Genomic DNA, 16,451 nt, shown 5'->3' on the forward strand with positions numbered 1-16,451 from the left:
CAACATTCATGAGCGAAGCAAATATTCCCCAGACACCAGAACTTAGCCAAGAGGGCTTAGCTGAAGACTTGGCACGTGCCGATTTGTACGGCCTCCTTGCGAACTTATTTTTTCAACCCCCGGATCAGGTATTGCTTGATCAAATTAGTGCATCAGGAAATACAGATGCTCCAGATAATCAGGCACCATTGGCAAGTGTTTGGACCGACTTGGTTGAGGCAGCCAAGCATAGTAAGGCATCGGATTGGAAGGCTGAATACGACAGTAGTTTTTTGGGAGTTGGCAAACCCAATGTGTTTTTATATGGCTCCTACTATCTCGCTGGGCATTTGCATGAAAAGCCGCTCCTAGACATTAGGCGCTCACTTTTGCAATTTGGACTGGAGGCCTCTGATTCAGTTGCCGAAACCGAGGACCATATTGCAGCCTTATTTGAGGTCATGCGTTACCTTATCGCAGGGGAGGATGTGGAGGTAGCAAATTTGACCAATCAGCGAATATTCTTCAACGATCATATTCGCCCTTGGTATGAGGAATTGTGCGATGCAATCGACGCCGATCCGGAAACCCATTTGTACAAAGCCGTCTCGGCGCTGACCCGAGAGTTTTTGGCGATTGAGGGTCAAAGTTTTGATATGGTTTAGTCAAATTCAATTGACACCATAGTTCTTGCATTTAAGGGTAAATCCTAGCGTATAAAACATGCAAAAACTTACATAAATATTTCAATTCTTCTACACTCAAAGTGTTGATATGCATCAACTATATTCGTGTAAAGGAATATTTATGGATAGCAAAAAAGTTGTAGACGCTCAAGAAAAATCCAAACCATCTCGTCGTAAATTTTTCATTGGCGCGGGAGTCACAGTTGGTGCCGCTGCTGTTGCTTCTCAAACACCGCTTGGTCAGGCAATTGTTCAGGATGTTGCTGAGGCAGTTACCAGTAAGCCTGATGGCTATCATCTGACTGCTCATATTAAGAAGTATTACCAAACAACGCTCGTTTAATCGAGCGTTTTTTATTGAACAAAACTATTTATTGCTTATCGCAGGAGTCTCATCATGAGCCTAACTCGCAAATCAACCTCAACCTCTAGCCGGGTTTCTTCCCAACTGATTGGTAGCCTATCCCGCGGATTGCGTTCAGCAGTTCCGACTATGGACCGCCGTACGTTCCTAAAACGTTCCGGTATTGGTGTTGGTGCTGGTATTGCCGCCACTCAATTAAATATGCTCCAAAAAGCGAATGCGGCTGAGACCAAAGCGATGCTTGATGGCAAAGGCAAGATTGAAGTGAAGCGCACAGTTTGCACCCATTGCTCAGTAGGGTGCTCGTTTGATGCAACCGTTGAAAATGGGGTTTGGGTTCGTCAAGATCCCGTGTTTGAATCGCCTATCAATATGGGTGGCGCATGCGCAAAGGGTGCTGCATTACGTGAGCATGGGCATGGCGACTATCGTTTGCGCACTCCCATGAAGTTAGTGGATGGCAAATACCAGAAAATTTCTTGGGATCAGGCGCTTGATGAGATTACCACCAAGATGAAAGATCTGCGTTCAAAGTACACGCCAGACTCCATCTTCTTTATTGGCTCATCAAAGTACAACAACGAGCAAGCCTATTTGCTCCGTAAGTTTGTGTCGTTCTACGGCACCAATAATACCGACCACCAAGCGCGTATTTGCCACTCGACTACCGTTGCAGGTGTAGCAAATACCTGGGGTTATGGTGCAATGACCAATAGCTACAACGACATGATGAATTCGAAGGCTGCGTTGTACATCGGCTCGAATGCCGCTGAAGCGCATCCCGTATCCATGTTGCATATGTTGCATGCGAAAGAGAATGGCTGCAAAGTGATCGTGGTTGATCCACGCTATACGCGAACCGCTGCAAAATCGGATCAGTACGTACGGATTCGTTCTGGCACTGACATCCCATTCCTCTTTGGTGTGCTGTATCACATTTTCCAAAACGGTTGGGAAGATAAGAAATATATCAACGATCGCGTCTTTGGGATGGATGACATTCGCAAAGAGGTCATGGAAAAGTGGACTCCAGCCAATGTCGAAGCGGCTTGCGGAGTGCCAGAGGCACAAGTGAAGAAGGTTGCAGAAACTATGGCCAAGAATCGTCCAGGAACGATTGTTTGGTGTATGGGACAAACGCAGCACACGATTGGTAATGCCATGGTTCGTGCATCTTGCATCTTGCAATTAGCACTCGGTAATATCGGTGTATCTGGTGGTGGCGCAAATATCTTCCGCGGCCACGATAACGTTCAGGGCGCAACGGACGTTGGTCCAAACCCAGATTCTTTGCCAGGCTACTATGGTCTCGCCGCTGGTTCCTGGAAACACTACGCTGCTGTGTGGGGCGTTGACTATGAGTGGATCAAGGGTCGCTATGCCCCTGACATGATGGAGAAGTCAGGCACCACCGTTTCTCGTTGGGTTGACGCTGTCCTTGAAAAAGATGACATGGTCGATCAGGCAACCGCGGTCAAAGGCGTGTTCTTCTGGGGCCATGCACCAAACTCCCAAACCCGTGGCTTGGATATGAAGCGCGCCATGGACAAATTAGACCTTTTAGTAGTGGTGGATCCCTATCCAAGCGCAACGGCCGCAATGGCAGCAATGCCACCTGCTCCTGGCGGTACAGTCAATAAAAACCGTGCTGTGTATTTGCTACCAACAACCACTCAGTTTGAGTGCGCAGGTTCCGCAACCGCATCCAATCGTTCAGTGCAGTGGCGCGAGAAGGTCATCGACCCGCTCTTCGAGTCTGTGCCTGACCATGTACTCATGCAGGCTTTTGCTGACCGCTTGGGCTTTGGTAAAGAGCTCTCGAAGAACTACAAGATGCTTGATTCCAAGTTTGCTGGCAAAAACTGGAAAGAGCCTGAAGTTGAATCCATTCTGCGCGAAATTAATCAAGCGGTTTGGACCATTGGTTACACAGGTCATACCCCAGAGCGCTTAAAGGCGCATATGCGCATGATGAGTGTCTTTGATCCAAAGACCTTGCGTTCACGTGGCGGTAAAGATCCAGTGAGTGGCTACGATACCGCAGGGGATTATTTTGGATTGCCATGGCCTTGCTTTGGTAACGCTGCCCTCAAGCACCCTGGTTCACCCAACCTCTATGACACCAGTAAGCATGTGATGGATGGTGGCGGTAATTTCCGAGCCAACTTTGGTGTCGAGAAGGATGGTAAGTCCCTCTTAGCGGCGGATGGCTCGTTCTCGAAAGGCGCTGACATCAAGACCGGCTACCCCGAGGTCGATCATATTTTCTTGAAGAAGTTAGGTTGGTGGAATGAGCTAACCGAGGATGAGAAAAAAGCTGCCGAAGGAAAGAACTGGAAGACAGACCTTTCGGGTGGAATCATCCGAGTCACCATGAAAAACCATGGCTGCCACCCATTTGGAAATGCGAAGGCGCGTGCTGTGGTGTGGAACTTCCCAGATGCAATTCCGATTCACCGTGAAGCGCTTTATAGCACTCGTCCAGACATGGTTGCGAAGTATCCAACCCACGATGACGTGAAGACTTTCTGGCGCTTACCGACTCTGTTTAAGACAGTTCAGGACAAAGCAATTGAAGATAAGCTCTATGAAAAGTTCCCCATCATTCTGACTTCGGGTCGTTTAGTGGAGTACGAGGGCGGTGGTGAGGAAACTCGCTCGAACCCATGGCTTGCTGAGTTGCAGCAAGAGAACTTCGTGGAGATTAATCCAAGTGCAGCAGCCCGGCGCGGTATCAAAAACTGGGACTTTGTTTGGGTGAAATCGCCAACTGGTGCCAAGATCAAGGTGCGCGCATTGGTGACCGAACGGGTTGCGCCAGATACTGCCTTTGTGCCTTTCCATTTCTCGGGATGGTGGGAAGGAAAAGATCTGCTCGATTTTTATCCAAAAGGAGCCTATCCGATTGTTCGTGGTGAGGCCGTTAATACAGGCACTACTTATGGATATGACCGCGTCACCATGATGCAAGAGACCAAGACCACGATCTGTCAGATCGAAAAGGCTGCTTAACTAACACCGCAAAGTCAGGAGATTAACTATGGCAAGAATGAAATTTATCTGCGACGCAGAACGGTGTATTGAATGCAACGGTTGCGTTACAGCATGTAAGAACGAGAATGAGGTACCTTGGGGTGTTAATCGCCGAAGGGTAGTTACCATTAATGATGGTGTCGTTGGCGCTGAAAAATCCATCTCAGTAGCATGTATGCATTGTGCAGACGCACCATGTATGGCTGTTTGCCCAGTCGATTGCTTCTATCGAACCGATGAGGGCGTGGTACTTCATAACAAGGACACTTGTATTGGATGTGGCTATTGTTCATATGCCTGTCCATTTGGCGCACCTCAGTTCCCAAGCTCTGGTGTATTTGGTTTGCGTGGCAAGATGGATAAGTGCACCTTCTGCAGCGGTGGTCCCGAGAAGAACGGTAGCGTCGCTGAGTTCGAGAAGTATGGCCGTAATCGTTTGGCCGAAGGCAAATTACCACTTTGCGCTGAGCTTTGCTCAACTAAAGCATTGATTGGTGGCGATGGCGATGTCATTGCGGATGTGTTCCGAACCCGTGTGGTCAAGCGGATGGCTGCTGGTAAGAATGCTGGAGCCGATGTATTTGGTTGGGCAACTGCTTACGGCAAACCCAATACTCCCGCACCCGCTGCTAAACCAGCCGCTGGAGGTAAATCATGAAACTCGCTATAACGAGCGCCTTAGTTGCAACCGCTTTATTGGCTGGCTGTAACGAGGCGAATGTAGGTACCTCGGCGTCTAAGCGACCCGATATGGCTCCTTACATGGGTGCTGATAATGGGTTTATGGCGAAAGGTTGGAAACCAGGTGATCAGGCGAGCTGGAATGCTGAGATTACGAAGCGGAATCAGTTTCAGTCTGAGTACAGCAGAATCAAATAAAAATTAGAATAATTTGGAGATGATCCGATGAATGCATCATTTGGCTCTGTAATACGATCTATCCTGTTGGCAGCAGGTCTTGCTATCAGCTCTCTAAGTATTGCTCAACAAGGAACCGCCCAGTCGCCGACTCCTCAGAAGGTTGAGTCAGTCAATATTCTGGATGTTGGACGGTCATCGAATGCAACTACTCAAGCTGCCGTTGAGGCGGGTAAAAATCAACCAGGAAACAATGCACCAATCTGGAGAATGGTGAATAGCGACGAGGTGCATTACACCTCGCTACCAGGAGCTGAAAATGGTGTATTGATCCAAAAGACCGGGCAAGAGTGGCGTTTAATTCGTAACGGCGTAATTACTGTTTATGGAGCCTGGCTTTTAACCCTTGCACTCTGTGGCGTAGTCGCGATGTATATCTTCAAGGGAACTATCAAGCTACATGAGCCGATGTCGGGACGTAAAATCCAGCGCTTTACCTTGTTAGAGCGAATTACCCATTGGACCATGGCGTTTACCTTTGTCGCACTTGCCTTTACCGGCATCATGATCTTATGGGGTAAGTACTTCTTATTACCATTAACAGGGCCAGCATTCTTTGGAACCTTCTTATTGGTATGCAAAAACGTGCATAACTTTGTGGGGCCGGCATTCACGGTAAGCATCGTGGTGTTCTTTATCCTGTTTGTCCGCAGAAACCTTCCAGAGAAGGGCGATATGGCCTGGGCGCTTGGCTTTGGTGGTTTGATCTCAGGCAAGCATATCCCTGCTGGATTTTTTAATTTCGGTGAGAAGTTCTGGTTTTGGGTTGGAATGGTGATTTTGGGATCAGCAGTGTCCGCTTCGGGTTGGGTGCTCGATATGATCGTGCCATTTATTCAAATTGAATACTGGCGCGGCACCATGCAGATTGCCAACATCATTCATGGCGTTGGAGCGATTTTGATGACTGCGCTCGCGCTTGGGCATATCTACATCGGCACGATTGGTATGCAAGGCTCAATCGATGCCATGAAAACGGGATATTGCGATGAGACTTGGGCTAAAGAACACCATGAGCTTTGGTATAAAAAATTAGGAAAGGGGTAATTCACATGAAACGTTTGCTTGTTGGTTCTGTCTGTTTAATCGGATCAACCGTCGCCTTAGCTGCATTACCGCCCCCAACCCCACAGCAAGCCGAGGCGGCTGCTCTTGCTAAAGCAAAAACTGCTTATGCAGGAACCGTTGCCAGCTATCAGCTTTGCCAATCCATAAATGCCATTGCGATGAAATATAAAACAGCAGGTACGCCCAATCCTGCTCCTTGTGTTGCGCCACCCCCATTTGTACCTCCGGCAACAGCCGCAGTCGCACCAGCGCCTGCACCTGCTAAAAAATAACTCAATATTTCTTAATAGGAATCCCCAAGGCGCACCTTGGGGATTTTTTATTTGACTGCTGGATTAAGGGTATATCGCCCAGTGATCTGCGCACTTCCCAAAATATGACGCTGAAGAGCTGCTACAGCGGTTTTGCCATCAAAGGTAGTGCCTAAACCAAGTGATGGGGTATCGAGAGCGTAAATCGTAAAAATATAGTGGTGCCAAATGCTGTCATTCCATGGCGGGCAAGGGCCATCGTAACCAAAGTAATTGCCCTTCATTTCAGCATCACTTGAGAACCACGCGGTGTAATCATTGATCCCATGTAAGGCGCCATGGTGGGTTCCCGGTCCGGATTTACCTCGGGGCACCACCTCGGTTGAGTAGTGACCAGCTGGGATCTCAGTGATCGTATTGGGAATATCGACCATCACCCAGTGAAAGAAATCAATGCGGGGTAGGGATGCGGGTACCGTTTTACCTTCTTGATTGACGTCATCCGGTTTGGAGGGAACATCTGGATCATGGCAAATCAAAGCAAATGATTGCGTGCCAGCAGGAATATCCTCCCACCGTAAATGGGGATTGTGATTTGACCCAAGACATACATGTCCACGATCATTGGGAATGCAAAACGCATACTGTCCTGGAATCACTGCATCATCTTGAAAGCTTGAACTGGTGAGTCGCATAGGGTCTCCTAAAATTGAATAATTGACTTATTGTGCAATAAATTCGCGAGCAAGAAACTGGGAACCCTCTTTGGTCTGAGGGTTTTTAAAGAAGGCATCGGGGTGGGTAATTTCTAGGATTTTGCCGTCTTGCATGAAGATGAGATTGGACGCTAGGCGCTTCACCTGGGCCATATTATGAGAGGCAAATAAAACCGCCTTTCCATCTCTGGCTAACTCAGCAATCATCTGCTCTACATCATCGCTCGCGTTCGGGTCTAGATTGGCGGTGGGTTCATCGAGAAGTACTAATTTGGGGTTTTGCAAGCGAGCTCGGGCAAAGCAAAGCTTTTGGCGTTCCCCAGCAGAAAGGCGTTGAGCGGGATTATTGGCTAAATGTGCAATTCCAACAGATTGCAGGGCCTCATCAATTGCTTGATCGCTAATGGTTCGATGGGTATCCCTTAACAAGCTAAGGTGCTCTCTAACTGTGGCTTTGAGCATGGGGGTGTAATGAAACACCAGTGCACTCTCATCGGACGTGAAGGGGCGCTGGCATTGACCCTGCGATGGCTCAATTAAGCCATGGATTAAGCGTAATAAGGTGGTTTTCCCAGCACCATTGGGACCAATCAGGGCAGTAATACCCGCTAGGGGAACTTGAAGATCGCCAGATTGCAAAATAATGCGCCCATCACGGATGACTTCAACATTATGTAGACTAAGCAATTTATCCATAACGTCGCTCCGCAACTTGTCGAACGACAAATATGAATATATTTGCCACTATCACAATACCAAGAAGGACAATTCCCAAAGACAAGGCAAACGCAAGATCGCCTTTGCTGGTTTCTAGTGCAATCGCGGTGGTCATGGTGCGCGTTACCCGATCAATATTGCCGCCCACAATCATTACTGCCCCGACTTCTGAGATCGCCCGGGCAAAACCAGCCAGAATGGCGATCGTGAGTGAGAAACGACAATCCCAAATGAGCCACTTAAGACGAGCAAAGTAGGGTAGACGCAGAGCCATGAAGGTGTCGCGATGGATTTTCCAAGAATCTTCTAGTAATTGGCGGCTAAGCGCTGCAATTAAAGGGGTAGTGATAAAAAACTGAGCCACGATCATTCCCTTGACCGTAAATAACCAGCCCCACTCGCCAAAAGGACCGCTTCTTGACAGAATCAAGTACACCAAGACGCCCACGATCACCGTCGGAATCCCCATCATGCTATTCAGGATCACGATTGCAACGCGCTTACCCGCAAACTCTTCGGTGGCTAGCCAAGCCCCAAGCGGCAAGCCCACCAAGGTCCCCAATATTAGGGCCGTGATACTAACCTGCAAAGAGGTGATGACAATGCGCACAATTGCCGCATCGAGATGGGCTAGCAGTGCAAAGGCATCAAGAAAGGTGGAGCTCATGAGCAAAAATCATTAAAAGATCATTGGATTCTAACAATCAATGCTCCCTAAGTCTCGGTGGCACAATGGTGTGATGTCAATTACTGTTTGTGTCTTTTGTGGATCCCGACCTGGTTCTAATCCGAGCTGGTCGACTGCCAGTAGCCAATTGGGCTCTGAAATTGCTATGCATGGCTGGCGACTCGTGTTTGGGGGTGGCGGGGGAGGTTTAATGGGCGAGCTCGCACGGGGTGCGCTTGCGTCCCATGGGACGGTGATTGGGATCATCCCGAACTTTCTGACGGAAGCGGAGCCCGTCATTCAGGATCTATCCGAGCTGTATGTGGTTGAAAGCATGATTGAGCGCAAGGAGATGATGGTTGACGTCTCCGATATCTTTGTGGTGATGCCGGGTGGTATTGGGACCATTGAGGAGCTCTTTGAGGTATGGACCGGTAACCATGTCAAAGCCTACTCCAAGCCTATTCTGATCGTGAATCTCGACGGATTTTTTGATGAACTACTGACCTTTGCTAAGAAGCAATATGAGAATGGGTTTTTAATTGAACGTCATTTCAGCTATATCACAGTGGTGAACACAATCCCTGAGGCAATTGCCTTTCTCCAATTGAAGGCGCGGTAATTCAGTATCATGATCGCTATGGCGGATGTCATTTGTTTATGTAACCAAATTTGGGACGAGGATTTGCGAGAGTACTTGGCAGCCCATGAAATTAACTCCATCGAGGAGTTGCGCCAAGAGGCATCGATTTGTAATAAGTGCATGCAATGCGAAGAGCTCGTTCAAACCGAAATTTATCATGCGCGCATTCGACGCCAGCAGCATTCATCCTAGTGCAATCCAGCCTGCCTCTGGTTTGCGGGTGGTCACGATTAATATGCATAAAGGGATGTCTCCCCTCAAAATTGATTCGACCGTCTATCGTTTACGTCAGCGTTTGAGATCTCAACATCCCGATTTAATTTTCATTCAAGAGCTACAACAAGAGAACATCCGTCGACAGAAACGTTTATCCACCTGGCCGAAGCAAGAAATCACCCATTTTCTGGCTGATGGATTTTATGCAGATTGGCATTACGGCAAAAATGCCGAGTATCGACATGGTCATCACGGTAATGCCATTCTTTCTAAGTTTCCATTGCACAAAGGAGATAACTACGATATTTCAGCCTATCGGTTTGAGCGTCGCGGTCTCTTGCATTCCACCATTCAATTAGCAGAGGGACCGCCCATTCATTGCTTTTGTGTGCACCTCGCCTTATTGCAACGTGGACGTGAGCGCCAAGTCGATACCATCTTGCAGCATATTGAGACTCTATCAAAGCATGAGCCTAGCATCATTGCGGGCGACTTTAATGACTGGCGTAATTCTGCGAGTGAGCCGATGGGTGAGGCTGGCTTTGTGGATGCGTTTGAGAGTTTGTATGGTGCCCCGGCTAAAACCTTCCCAAGTGCGAAGCCGATGTTAGCGATGGATCGTATTTATGTGCGTGGCTTAAAGATTCAGAAGGCACAGGTATTAACCGAATGGTCGAAATTATCGGATCATTTGGCTGTATACGCAGAGTTGGATCACTAATATGATGCATCTGTTCACCGGCACGATTTTTGGTTATCACGTCCCGTGGTTTGTGATCCTGCACGTCGTGATTGCGATCTTATTTTTCCTGCGGATCATTTGGGTTCGACGCCCAGTAGGTGTAGCAGTCTCATGGCTACTGATTATTGTTTCCTTCCCAATTATTGGCTTGATTCTTTATTTGACCATTGGTGAGCGACCCGTTGGCCGAACACTCACAAGCAAGATCATTCGCATGGAAAAGGAGTACGCCAAAATTAGTAAGGCGATGCGTCAGCTGCATGAGCCCGACCGAACCCTTCTACATCCCGATGCGCATGCCATCAGTCTACTGGCGCAGGCCAAGAACGGCACACCAGTAGCCGCTGGTAACCAGATCGAACTGTTTACCAACTCGCTGGAGATCCTGCAGCACTTTATTGATGAGATCAATCGTGCCCAAAAATCCATTCATATGGAGTTTTATATTTGGTCGCTCGGTTGTGATGCTGACCGAGTGGGCGAGGCCCTGATTGCGGCTTCCAAGCGCGGAGTGAAGTGCCGTGTTTTGCTTGATTCTTTGGGAAGTTCTAGCTGGTTTAAATCAGCTTGGCCAAAGCGCTTTGGAAAAGCCAAGATTGAGGTGACCGAAGCTCTACCAATTCAGTTTGGCCGTTTTCAGTTCCGGCGCGCCGATCTGCGTTTGCACCGCAAGATATTCATCATTGATGGTGAGACAGCATGGACTGGAAGTATGAACTTGGTTGATCCGCGAACCTTTAAACAGGACTCTGGAGTAGGGGAGTGGGTCGATGCCATGGTTCGTATTCAGGGACCCGTGGTGTCCCAGTTTGAGCTTACCTTTTCATACGATTGGAGTGTTGATAACCCAAGGGTGATGCACTTTAGTGATCGCGATGGCCTCAATAAGAAGCCCGCAGGAAATGCTTTGGCTCAGGAGTTCTCGTCTGGACCAGTTTATCGTGATGACATTCTTTATCAGGTCTTGCTCTCTGCGGTACTCGATGCGCGCCAGGAGCTCGTGATTACCACCCCGTACTTTGTTCCGGATGAGGGTCTGGTACAAGCCTTAATGGCCGCCGCTCACCGTGGAGTGAAGGTGAAGCTAATCGTACCGCGCTTGAATGATTCAACTTTGGTTGCTTGGAGCAGTCGAAGTTTTTATAGTACGTTGCTGGGTGCCGGAGTCGAAATCGCAGAATTCAAAGGCGGTTTACTACACACTAAGAGTCTCCTGATTGACGAGAGGATAGCTATTTTTGGTTCAGTTAATTTTGATCAGCGTAGCTTACGCCTTAATTTTGAAATCAGCCTTATTGTGTACGACCAAACCTTTTGTGCTCAACTTAAAGAATTAACCACTAGTTATCTAAAACGCTCACAAATTATTAATCGGATCGGCTGGGAACGACGACCACGGTGGCGCAGACTGCTGGAGAACACAGCACATCTGGCATCGCCTTTACTTTAAGGCCCTGCCAAATAAATATTCAGCAGGGCATACTCTAATTAGTAGGTCTTATAGGCCAGATATTTCCCAGACAATACAACCTGAACTCGATCACCTTTTGGGTCGGGTTCGCGTTGAATATCCATTGAGAAGTCAATCGCACTCATAATGCCATCCCCAAACTCTTCATGAATTAACTCTTTGATGGTTGTGCCGTACACGCTAACAATTTCATACCAGCGATAAATCAGTGGATCGGTTGGCACTGCTGTAGGAAGTGATCCTTTATAGGGAACGATTTGTAGCCATGCCATCTCTTCATCCGTTAGGTCAAATAATTTCCCGGCGGCTTCTGCCTGAGCCTTAGTAAAAGTCATTTGCCCCAAGCATCCAGCGGTAACCCATTCTTTGGATTCCCCAATGGATTTAGCAATATCAGCCCACTTTAATTTCTTTCTAACTTTTGCCTCAATAATTTTTTGAGTGACAACTTCACGATTCATCATTTCGAAAGCTCCTTAGTTGATTTGAGTTGATTGATTTGTAAGTATTTGATCTTTTCCAGGTCGAACAAGCCGCGGCTTTAAGCGCTGAGTGATATCCCGGACATTATTTTGATTCTGCGTGGCATGCGAGCTTTGTTGTACCAATTTTGAGCGATGCACTAGGAAATCAACGAGATGATTGCGCATGGGGTAGTACATAGGATCGTGGTGCATGGTGGCGCGCTCACGATTTTTGGGAAGCGTATTCTCAACAATTTCTGCAATTCGAGCATTTGGACCATTACTCATGAGCATGATTTTGTCGGACAGTAAAATTGCTTCATCTACATCATGCGTAATCATGAATACGGTTTGCTTGGTTGATGCACAGATTTTGAGTAGCTCATCTTGGATTACCCCACGGGTTAGGGCATCAAGTGCTCCAAAAGGCTCATCTAATAACAGCATTTTTGGTTCGATGGCGAAGGCGCGAGCGATGCCGACCCGTTGCTTCATGCCACCGGATAATTCAGATGGCTTTTTTTGCTTCGCAGCATCGAGGCCAACTAATTCAATGTATTTCTCTGAATGAGCCGTAATTTTTGCTTTGGACCAGTCTGGATATTTGGATTTCACTGCAAAATTGATGTTCTGCAATACCGTCATCCATGGCATTAAAGCATGCCCTTGAAATACCACACCACGTTCAAGGCTGGGCCCCTTAATTTCACGACCCAACATATACGCATACCCCGAGCTTGCCTCTTCTAAACCAGCTAAAACATTCAAAATAGTGGTTTTGCCACAACCCGAGTGACCAATAATGCAAACAAATTCACCTTGCTGAATATCGAAATTGACATTCTCAAATACGGGAGGGGATCCAGCGACATACGTTTTGGAGAGGTTTTCAACCTTCAAGAAATCAATATTAGTCTGCATAAGTCACCATCTTTTGTAATTTGGCAAACAACATATCGAGAAGCATTCCTACAAAACCAATTACCACGATGGCAAATAACACACTTGAGATTGCTAAGTTATTCCATTCGTTCCAAAGAAAGTAGCCAATTCCAGTCCCGCCAACTAACATTTCAGCGGCAACGATTACCAGCCAAGCAATTCCCATTGAAATCCGCATGCCCGTGAGAATAGTTGGTGCTGCCGCTGGCAGAATTACTTTGAATGCCTTGCGGATCGGATTGACCTCTAGAGTCTTCGCAACGTTTAGAAGTTCTTTACGAACGCTTGCGACTCCAAAGGCTGTGTTAATTAACATCGGCCAGATTGAGCAGATGAAAATTACAAATACACCAGATACTGAAGAATCCTTAATCGTATAGAGAGCAATCGGCATCCAGGCGAGCGGTGAGATCGGTTTTAATATTTGAATAAATGGATTGAGTGCCGCCGAGAGTAGGGGGGACATGCCAATTAAAAAGCCAACTGGCAACGCTACTACGAGAGCCAATAAAAATCCAAGGCTGACTCGAGCTAATGAGTAAGCCAGCTGAATCCCAATCCCTTTATCGTTTGGACCTTTGTCATAAAAGGGATCAGAAAGTTGTTTGTAAAAAGTCTCTCCCATTTGCGATAGGGTTGGAAATCCGGATTTTTGATCAGGGGCTACATCTTTACTCCCCTTGCCCATTAATAAGTCATATTCAGAATTTCCACTCGATGCACTTGAAGTGGATACTCGGTCCGGTGAATTGCTCCCAGATTTGGGAGCCGTGGCAAGATGCCATACCGCCAACATCATTAAAAATAGAATGACGGACAGTAGGGCACCTTTTAGCTTGATGGAATTCATCATTAATCCTATGCCTTTGAAATCGCAAACGACTTACTGTAAGCGGCCGCATTCGCAGGATCAAATTCACGACCCATAATCTTGAACTTTGGATTTCCAGTGCTGGCCTTGGCTTGCGCAGTCATCGGTGCATTGGTTTCTTGCATATACTTGCGCGCGTCAGTCAGCAGGAATACTTTCTCAGAAATGTCTTTATAGTTCACATCCCCTTTGACATATCCCCAGCGCTGCATTTGGGTGAGCATCCAAGTTGCCATGGAGTACCAAGGAATGGGGTTGAAATCGATTCGATCCGGTACGTTTTGTACATTACCCAGTCCATCAGCAAACTTACCAGTCAATACTTGCATCACGACTGTCTCAGGTTGGTTGAGGTAGTTTTGTGGTGAGATCACTTTGGCAATCAATGGACGATTTTCAGGATTGCGAGCCATTGTTGATGCATTGATCACGGCGCGATAGAGCGCTGCAAAGGTATTGGGGTTCTTCCGAATAAATTCCTCAGAAGTGCCAAATGCACAGCAAGGATGGCCATCCCAGATATCTTTTGTCAGAATGGTGATAAACCCAACCTCATCGTAAACGGCACGTTGATTAAATGGATCGGGACCCAAGAAGCCATCGATATTACCGGCGCGCAAGTTGGCAACCATTTCAGGTGGCGGCGTTACCCGAATCTGGATATCTTTATCAGGATCGAGTCCTGCCTGGGCTACGTAATAGCGGAGTAAAAAGTTATGCATGGAGTACTCAAAAGGAACTGCAAACTTCATTCCTTTCCACATCTTTGGATCGCGCTTGTCTTTATGTTTATTGGCTAGGGTAATCGCTTGACCGTTGGTGTTTTGAATCGTGGCAACCCGCATCTGACTGGGATCGGAGCCTAATCCCATCGACATCGCAATTGGCATTGGCGAGAGAAAATGCGAGGCATCATGTTCTTTGCTCAGCATTTTGTCGCGAATCAAAGCCCAGCCAGCAGTCTTATTTAATGTGACGTTTAAGCCCTGTTTTTTATAAAAGCCTAGCGGGTCGGCCATGATGAGCGGTGTTGCGCAGGTAATCGCAATAAATCCAATTTTGAGGTCTCTTTTTTCTAAAGGAGCCTTCTCTTGAGCCATCGCCTGCAAAGCGCCAACTGGAAGGAATCCTGAGAGGGCGCTCATCGCACCACCTGTCCCTACCGCTCTTAAGAAGGCACGACGGCGTGCTTCTTGAGGGAAAAGAGCCTTTACAAGACTAGCCTCAATGAAATTGGCACTTTCTTGCTCTTCATTAATTTTTTGTAGATTAGCAGCCTCGTGTTCAGCAGCCGATGCATGCTTGCCACAACTGCAGCGATTGCTAAAGAGAGGACGATCAGGATCAAACGGCTTATGAATACTCATTGCTGGCTCCTTATAGAAATGTTCTATAAGTAACCCTGCAAGAATCGTGCCAGTTCTAATGCGCCCGCTTAATAAGGGCGCAAATTAGTGCAATGCCTAATTTAGGTGCTTTATAGGGATTTAAATCCCAAATTGGTGCATCAATGCACCAAAGAACTAAATACTCTGATCCTCTTTGAGATTTTGAATCTGCTCATCCGAATAGCCCAGCTCTCGCAAGATTCTCTCGGTATGTTCACCAACCGCTGGGATCTTGTCCATGCGATATTCATACGCAGTATTGATACCTGGTGGCAATAGGGCGGGGATTGGGCCATTGGGAGATTCCACCGAATGCCAGCGTCCGCGCGCGCGCAATTGTGGGTGATCCCAAAACTGATGCATATCATTTAGAGAGGCGTTAGCAATCCGAGCCTCCTCGAGTTTGGCTAAAACCTGCTCGCTCGTCATCTCAGAGAAGATCTTCAAGATAATGGCATTGAGTTCCACACGGTTCTCATTGCGCTTAAAGTTCTTATCAAAACGTGGATCAGTCGCCAGTTCGGGTTGTGAGAGGACTTTCTCGCAAAATAATGCCCACTCCCGCTCATTCTGAAGGCCCAACATAATCGTTTTGCCATCGCCAGCTAAATAAGGACCGTAGGGAAAGATGGTGGCATGCGAAGCGCCGGTGCGCGGTGGAGGAGAGGCGCCATCCATGCTGTAATACATCGGGTAGCCCATCCACTCTCCAAGCGCCTCTAGCATGGAAATATCAATCACAGACCCTTTGCCCGTCTTTTGACGTTGCAGCAGCGCTGCCAAGATATTGGTATAGGTATACATACCTGCCGCAATGTCTGCAATGGAAATACCAACCTTGCTAGGAGTTTCAGGGGTGCCCGTAATGGATAAAAGTCCTGCTTCACTCTGAATCAGTAGATCATAGGCTTTTTTATCCCGATACGGCCCATTCTCACCATAGCCCGAGAGATTGCAATAAATTAATTTAGGATTACTTGCTTGTAATGCTTGGGCGTTGAGCCCCATCCGAGCTGCTGCACCGGGAGCGAGGTTTTGGACAAACACATCGGCGGTCTCTAGCAATTGACGCAGGATAGCAAGCGCAGAATCCTGTTTGAGATCAAGGGTCAAACTTTCTTTGGAGCGATTCACCCAGGTGAAATGCGAGGACATCCCTTTGGCACGCTCATCGTAGTTACGTGCAAAGTCACCCGCACCGGGTCGCTCAATCTTAATCACGCGTGCGCCAAGATCGGCTAATTGACGCGTGGCAAAAGGTGCCGCAATGACGTGCTCGAGAGCAACGACTGTAATACCGTCTAAGGGTCGCATC

General features: G+C 47.6%; 19 protein-coding genes. 11 read left to right on the forward strand and 8 right to left on the reverse strand.

The features are described from left to right. Positions 1–8: 8 nt before the first annotated feature. From AOC32_RS03265 to AOC32_RS03295, 7 genes are all read left to right on the forward strand, one after another. Positions 9–644 carry a TorD/DmsD family molecular chaperone gene (locus AOC32_RS03265; protein WP_108508113.1) on the forward strand — a complete coding sequence of 212 codons (636 nt, stop codon included), beginning with the start codon at positions 9–11 and terminating at the stop codon, positions 642–644. A gap of 142 nt (positions 645–786) precedes the next feature. After that, a complete protein-coding gene (locus AOC32_RS03270; RefSeq protein ID WP_108508114.1) occupies positions 787–1,008 on the forward strand; it encodes a formate dehydrogenase in 222 nt (73 codons plus the stop codon). Positions 1,009–1,062: 54 nt separating this feature from the next. Then, positions 1,063–4,041: a formate dehydrogenase subunit alpha gene (locus tag AOC32_RS03275; protein WP_108508115.1), complete on the forward strand. Its 2,979-nt coding sequence runs from the start codon at positions 1,063–1,065 to the stop codon at positions 4,039–4,041. Between the two features lie 28 nt (positions 4,042–4,069). Next, positions 4,070–4,720 (forward strand): formate dehydrogenase FDH3 subunit beta, encoded by a 651-nt coding sequence (gene fdh3B, locus AOC32_RS03280; protein ID WP_108508116.1) that lies wholly within the window; start codon positions 4,070–4,072, stop codon positions 4,718–4,720. Next, positions 4,717–4,941: a hypothetical protein gene (locus AOC32_RS03285; RefSeq protein WP_108508117.1), complete on the forward strand. Its 225-nt coding sequence runs from the start codon at positions 4,717–4,719 to the stop codon at positions 4,939–4,941. The genes fdh3B and AOC32_RS03285 overlap by 4 nt, the downstream gene beginning before the upstream one ends. Before the next feature lie 27 nt (positions 4,942–4,968). Continuing rightward, positions 4,969–6,027: a formate dehydrogenase subunit gamma gene (locus tag AOC32_RS03290; protein WP_108508118.1), complete on the forward strand. Its 1,059-nt coding sequence runs from the start codon at positions 4,969–4,971 to the stop codon at positions 6,025–6,027. A gap of 5 nt (positions 6,028–6,032) precedes the next feature. Continuing rightward, positions 6,033–6,320, forward strand: coding sequence for a hypothetical protein (locus tag AOC32_RS03295; RefSeq protein ID WP_108508119.1), 288 nt, complete (start codon positions 6,033–6,035; stop codon positions 6,318–6,320). A gap of 47 nt (positions 6,321–6,367) precedes the next feature. On the opposite strand, the gene AOC32_RS03300 is transcribed toward AOC32_RS03295, so the two are convergent. The 3 genes from AOC32_RS03300 to AOC32_RS03310 are packed head-to-tail and all read right to left on the reverse strand — an operon-like array spanning position 6,368 to position 8,399. Continuing rightward, positions 6,368–6,994: a YbhB/YbcL family Raf kinase inhibitor-like protein gene (locus AOC32_RS03300; RefSeq protein ID WP_108508120.1), complete on the reverse strand. Its 627-nt coding sequence runs from the start codon at positions 6,992–6,994 to the stop codon at positions 6,368–6,370. A gap of 27 nt (positions 6,995–7,021) precedes the next feature. Next, the gene (locus tag AOC32_RS03305) at positions 7,022–7,711 is read right to left on the reverse strand and encodes an ATP-binding cassette domain-containing protein (protein ID WP_108508121.1); all 690 of its coding nucleotides are present in this window, start codon (positions 7,709–7,711) and stop codon (positions 7,022–7,024) included. Beyond that, positions 7,704–8,399 carry an ABC transporter permease gene (locus AOC32_RS03310; RefSeq protein WP_108508122.1) on the reverse strand — a complete coding sequence of 232 codons (696 nt, stop codon included), beginning with the start codon at positions 8,397–8,399 and terminating at the stop codon, positions 7,704–7,706. The genes AOC32_RS03305 and AOC32_RS03310 overlap by 8 nt, the downstream gene beginning before the upstream one ends. A gap of 73 nt (positions 8,400–8,472) precedes the next feature. On the opposite strand from AOC32_RS03310, the gene AOC32_RS03315 reads away from it, so the two are divergent. The 4 genes from AOC32_RS03315 to cls are packed head-to-tail and all read left to right on the forward strand — an operon-like array spanning position 8,473 to position 11,450. Continuing rightward, positions 8,473–9,021, forward strand: coding sequence for an LOG family protein (locus AOC32_RS03315; RefSeq protein WP_159074883.1), 549 nt, complete (start codon positions 8,473–8,475; stop codon positions 9,019–9,021). An 18-nt stretch (positions 9,022–9,039) separates the two neighbouring features. After that, complete coding sequence (locus AOC32_RS03320; protein WP_159074884.1) at positions 9,040–9,234, forward strand: (2Fe-2S)-binding protein; 195 nt, start codon at positions 9,040–9,042, stop codon at positions 9,232–9,234. Continuing rightward, positions 9,200–9,979, forward strand: coding sequence for an endonuclease/exonuclease/phosphatase family protein (locus AOC32_RS03325; protein ID WP_108508125.1), 780 nt, complete (start codon positions 9,200–9,202; stop codon positions 9,977–9,979). The genes AOC32_RS03320 and AOC32_RS03325 overlap by 35 nt, the downstream gene beginning before the upstream one ends. Before the next feature lies 1 nt (position 9,980). After that, positions 9,981–11,450: a cardiolipin synthase gene (gene cls / locus AOC32_RS03330; protein WP_108508126.1), complete on the forward strand. Its 1,470-nt coding sequence runs from the start codon at positions 9,981–9,983 to the stop codon at positions 11,448–11,450. 38 nt (positions 11,451–11,488) lie between these two features. On the opposite strand, the gene cynS is transcribed toward cls, so the two are convergent. The 5 genes from cynS to AOC32_RS03355 all read right to left on the reverse strand — a co-directional run bounded on the left by cynS (position 11,489) and on the right by AOC32_RS03355 (position 16,450). Then, positions 11,489–11,932, reverse strand: coding sequence for a cyanase (cynS, locus tag AOC32_RS03335; RefSeq protein WP_108509321.1), 444 nt, complete (start codon positions 11,930–11,932; stop codon positions 11,489–11,491). Positions 11,933–11,947: 15 nt separating this feature from the next. After that, a complete protein-coding gene (locus AOC32_RS03340) occupies positions 11,948–12,856 on the reverse strand; it encodes an ABC transporter ATP-binding protein (protein ID WP_108508127.1) in 909 nt (302 codons plus the stop codon). Further along, positions 12,846–13,730 carry a nitrate ABC transporter permease gene (gene ntrB / locus AOC32_RS03345; RefSeq protein WP_108508128.1) on the reverse strand — a complete coding sequence of 295 codons (885 nt, stop codon included), beginning with the start codon at positions 13,728–13,730 and terminating at the stop codon, positions 12,846–12,848. The genes AOC32_RS03340 and ntrB overlap by 11 nt, the downstream gene beginning before the upstream one ends. 5 nt (positions 13,731–13,735) lie before the next feature. Beyond that, positions 13,736–15,115: a CmpA/NrtA family ABC transporter substrate-binding protein gene (locus AOC32_RS03350; RefSeq protein ID WP_108508129.1), complete on the reverse strand. Its 1,380-nt coding sequence runs from the start codon at positions 15,113–15,115 to the stop codon at positions 13,736–13,738. A gap of 156 nt (positions 15,116–15,271) precedes the next feature. Further along, the gene (locus AOC32_RS03355; RefSeq protein ID WP_108508130.1) at positions 15,272–16,450 is read right to left on the reverse strand and encodes a CaiB/BaiF CoA transferase family protein; all 1,179 of its coding nucleotides are present in this window, start codon (positions 16,448–16,450) and stop codon (positions 15,272–15,274) included. Between the last annotated feature and the right edge of the window lies 1 nt (position 16,451).

Origin of the sequence: Polynucleobacter acidiphobus (assembly GCF_003065385.1) — a bacterium.
Taxonomy (GTDB): Bacteria; Pseudomonadota; Gammaproteobacteria; order Burkholderiales; family Burkholderiaceae; genus Polynucleobacter; species Polynucleobacter acidiphobus.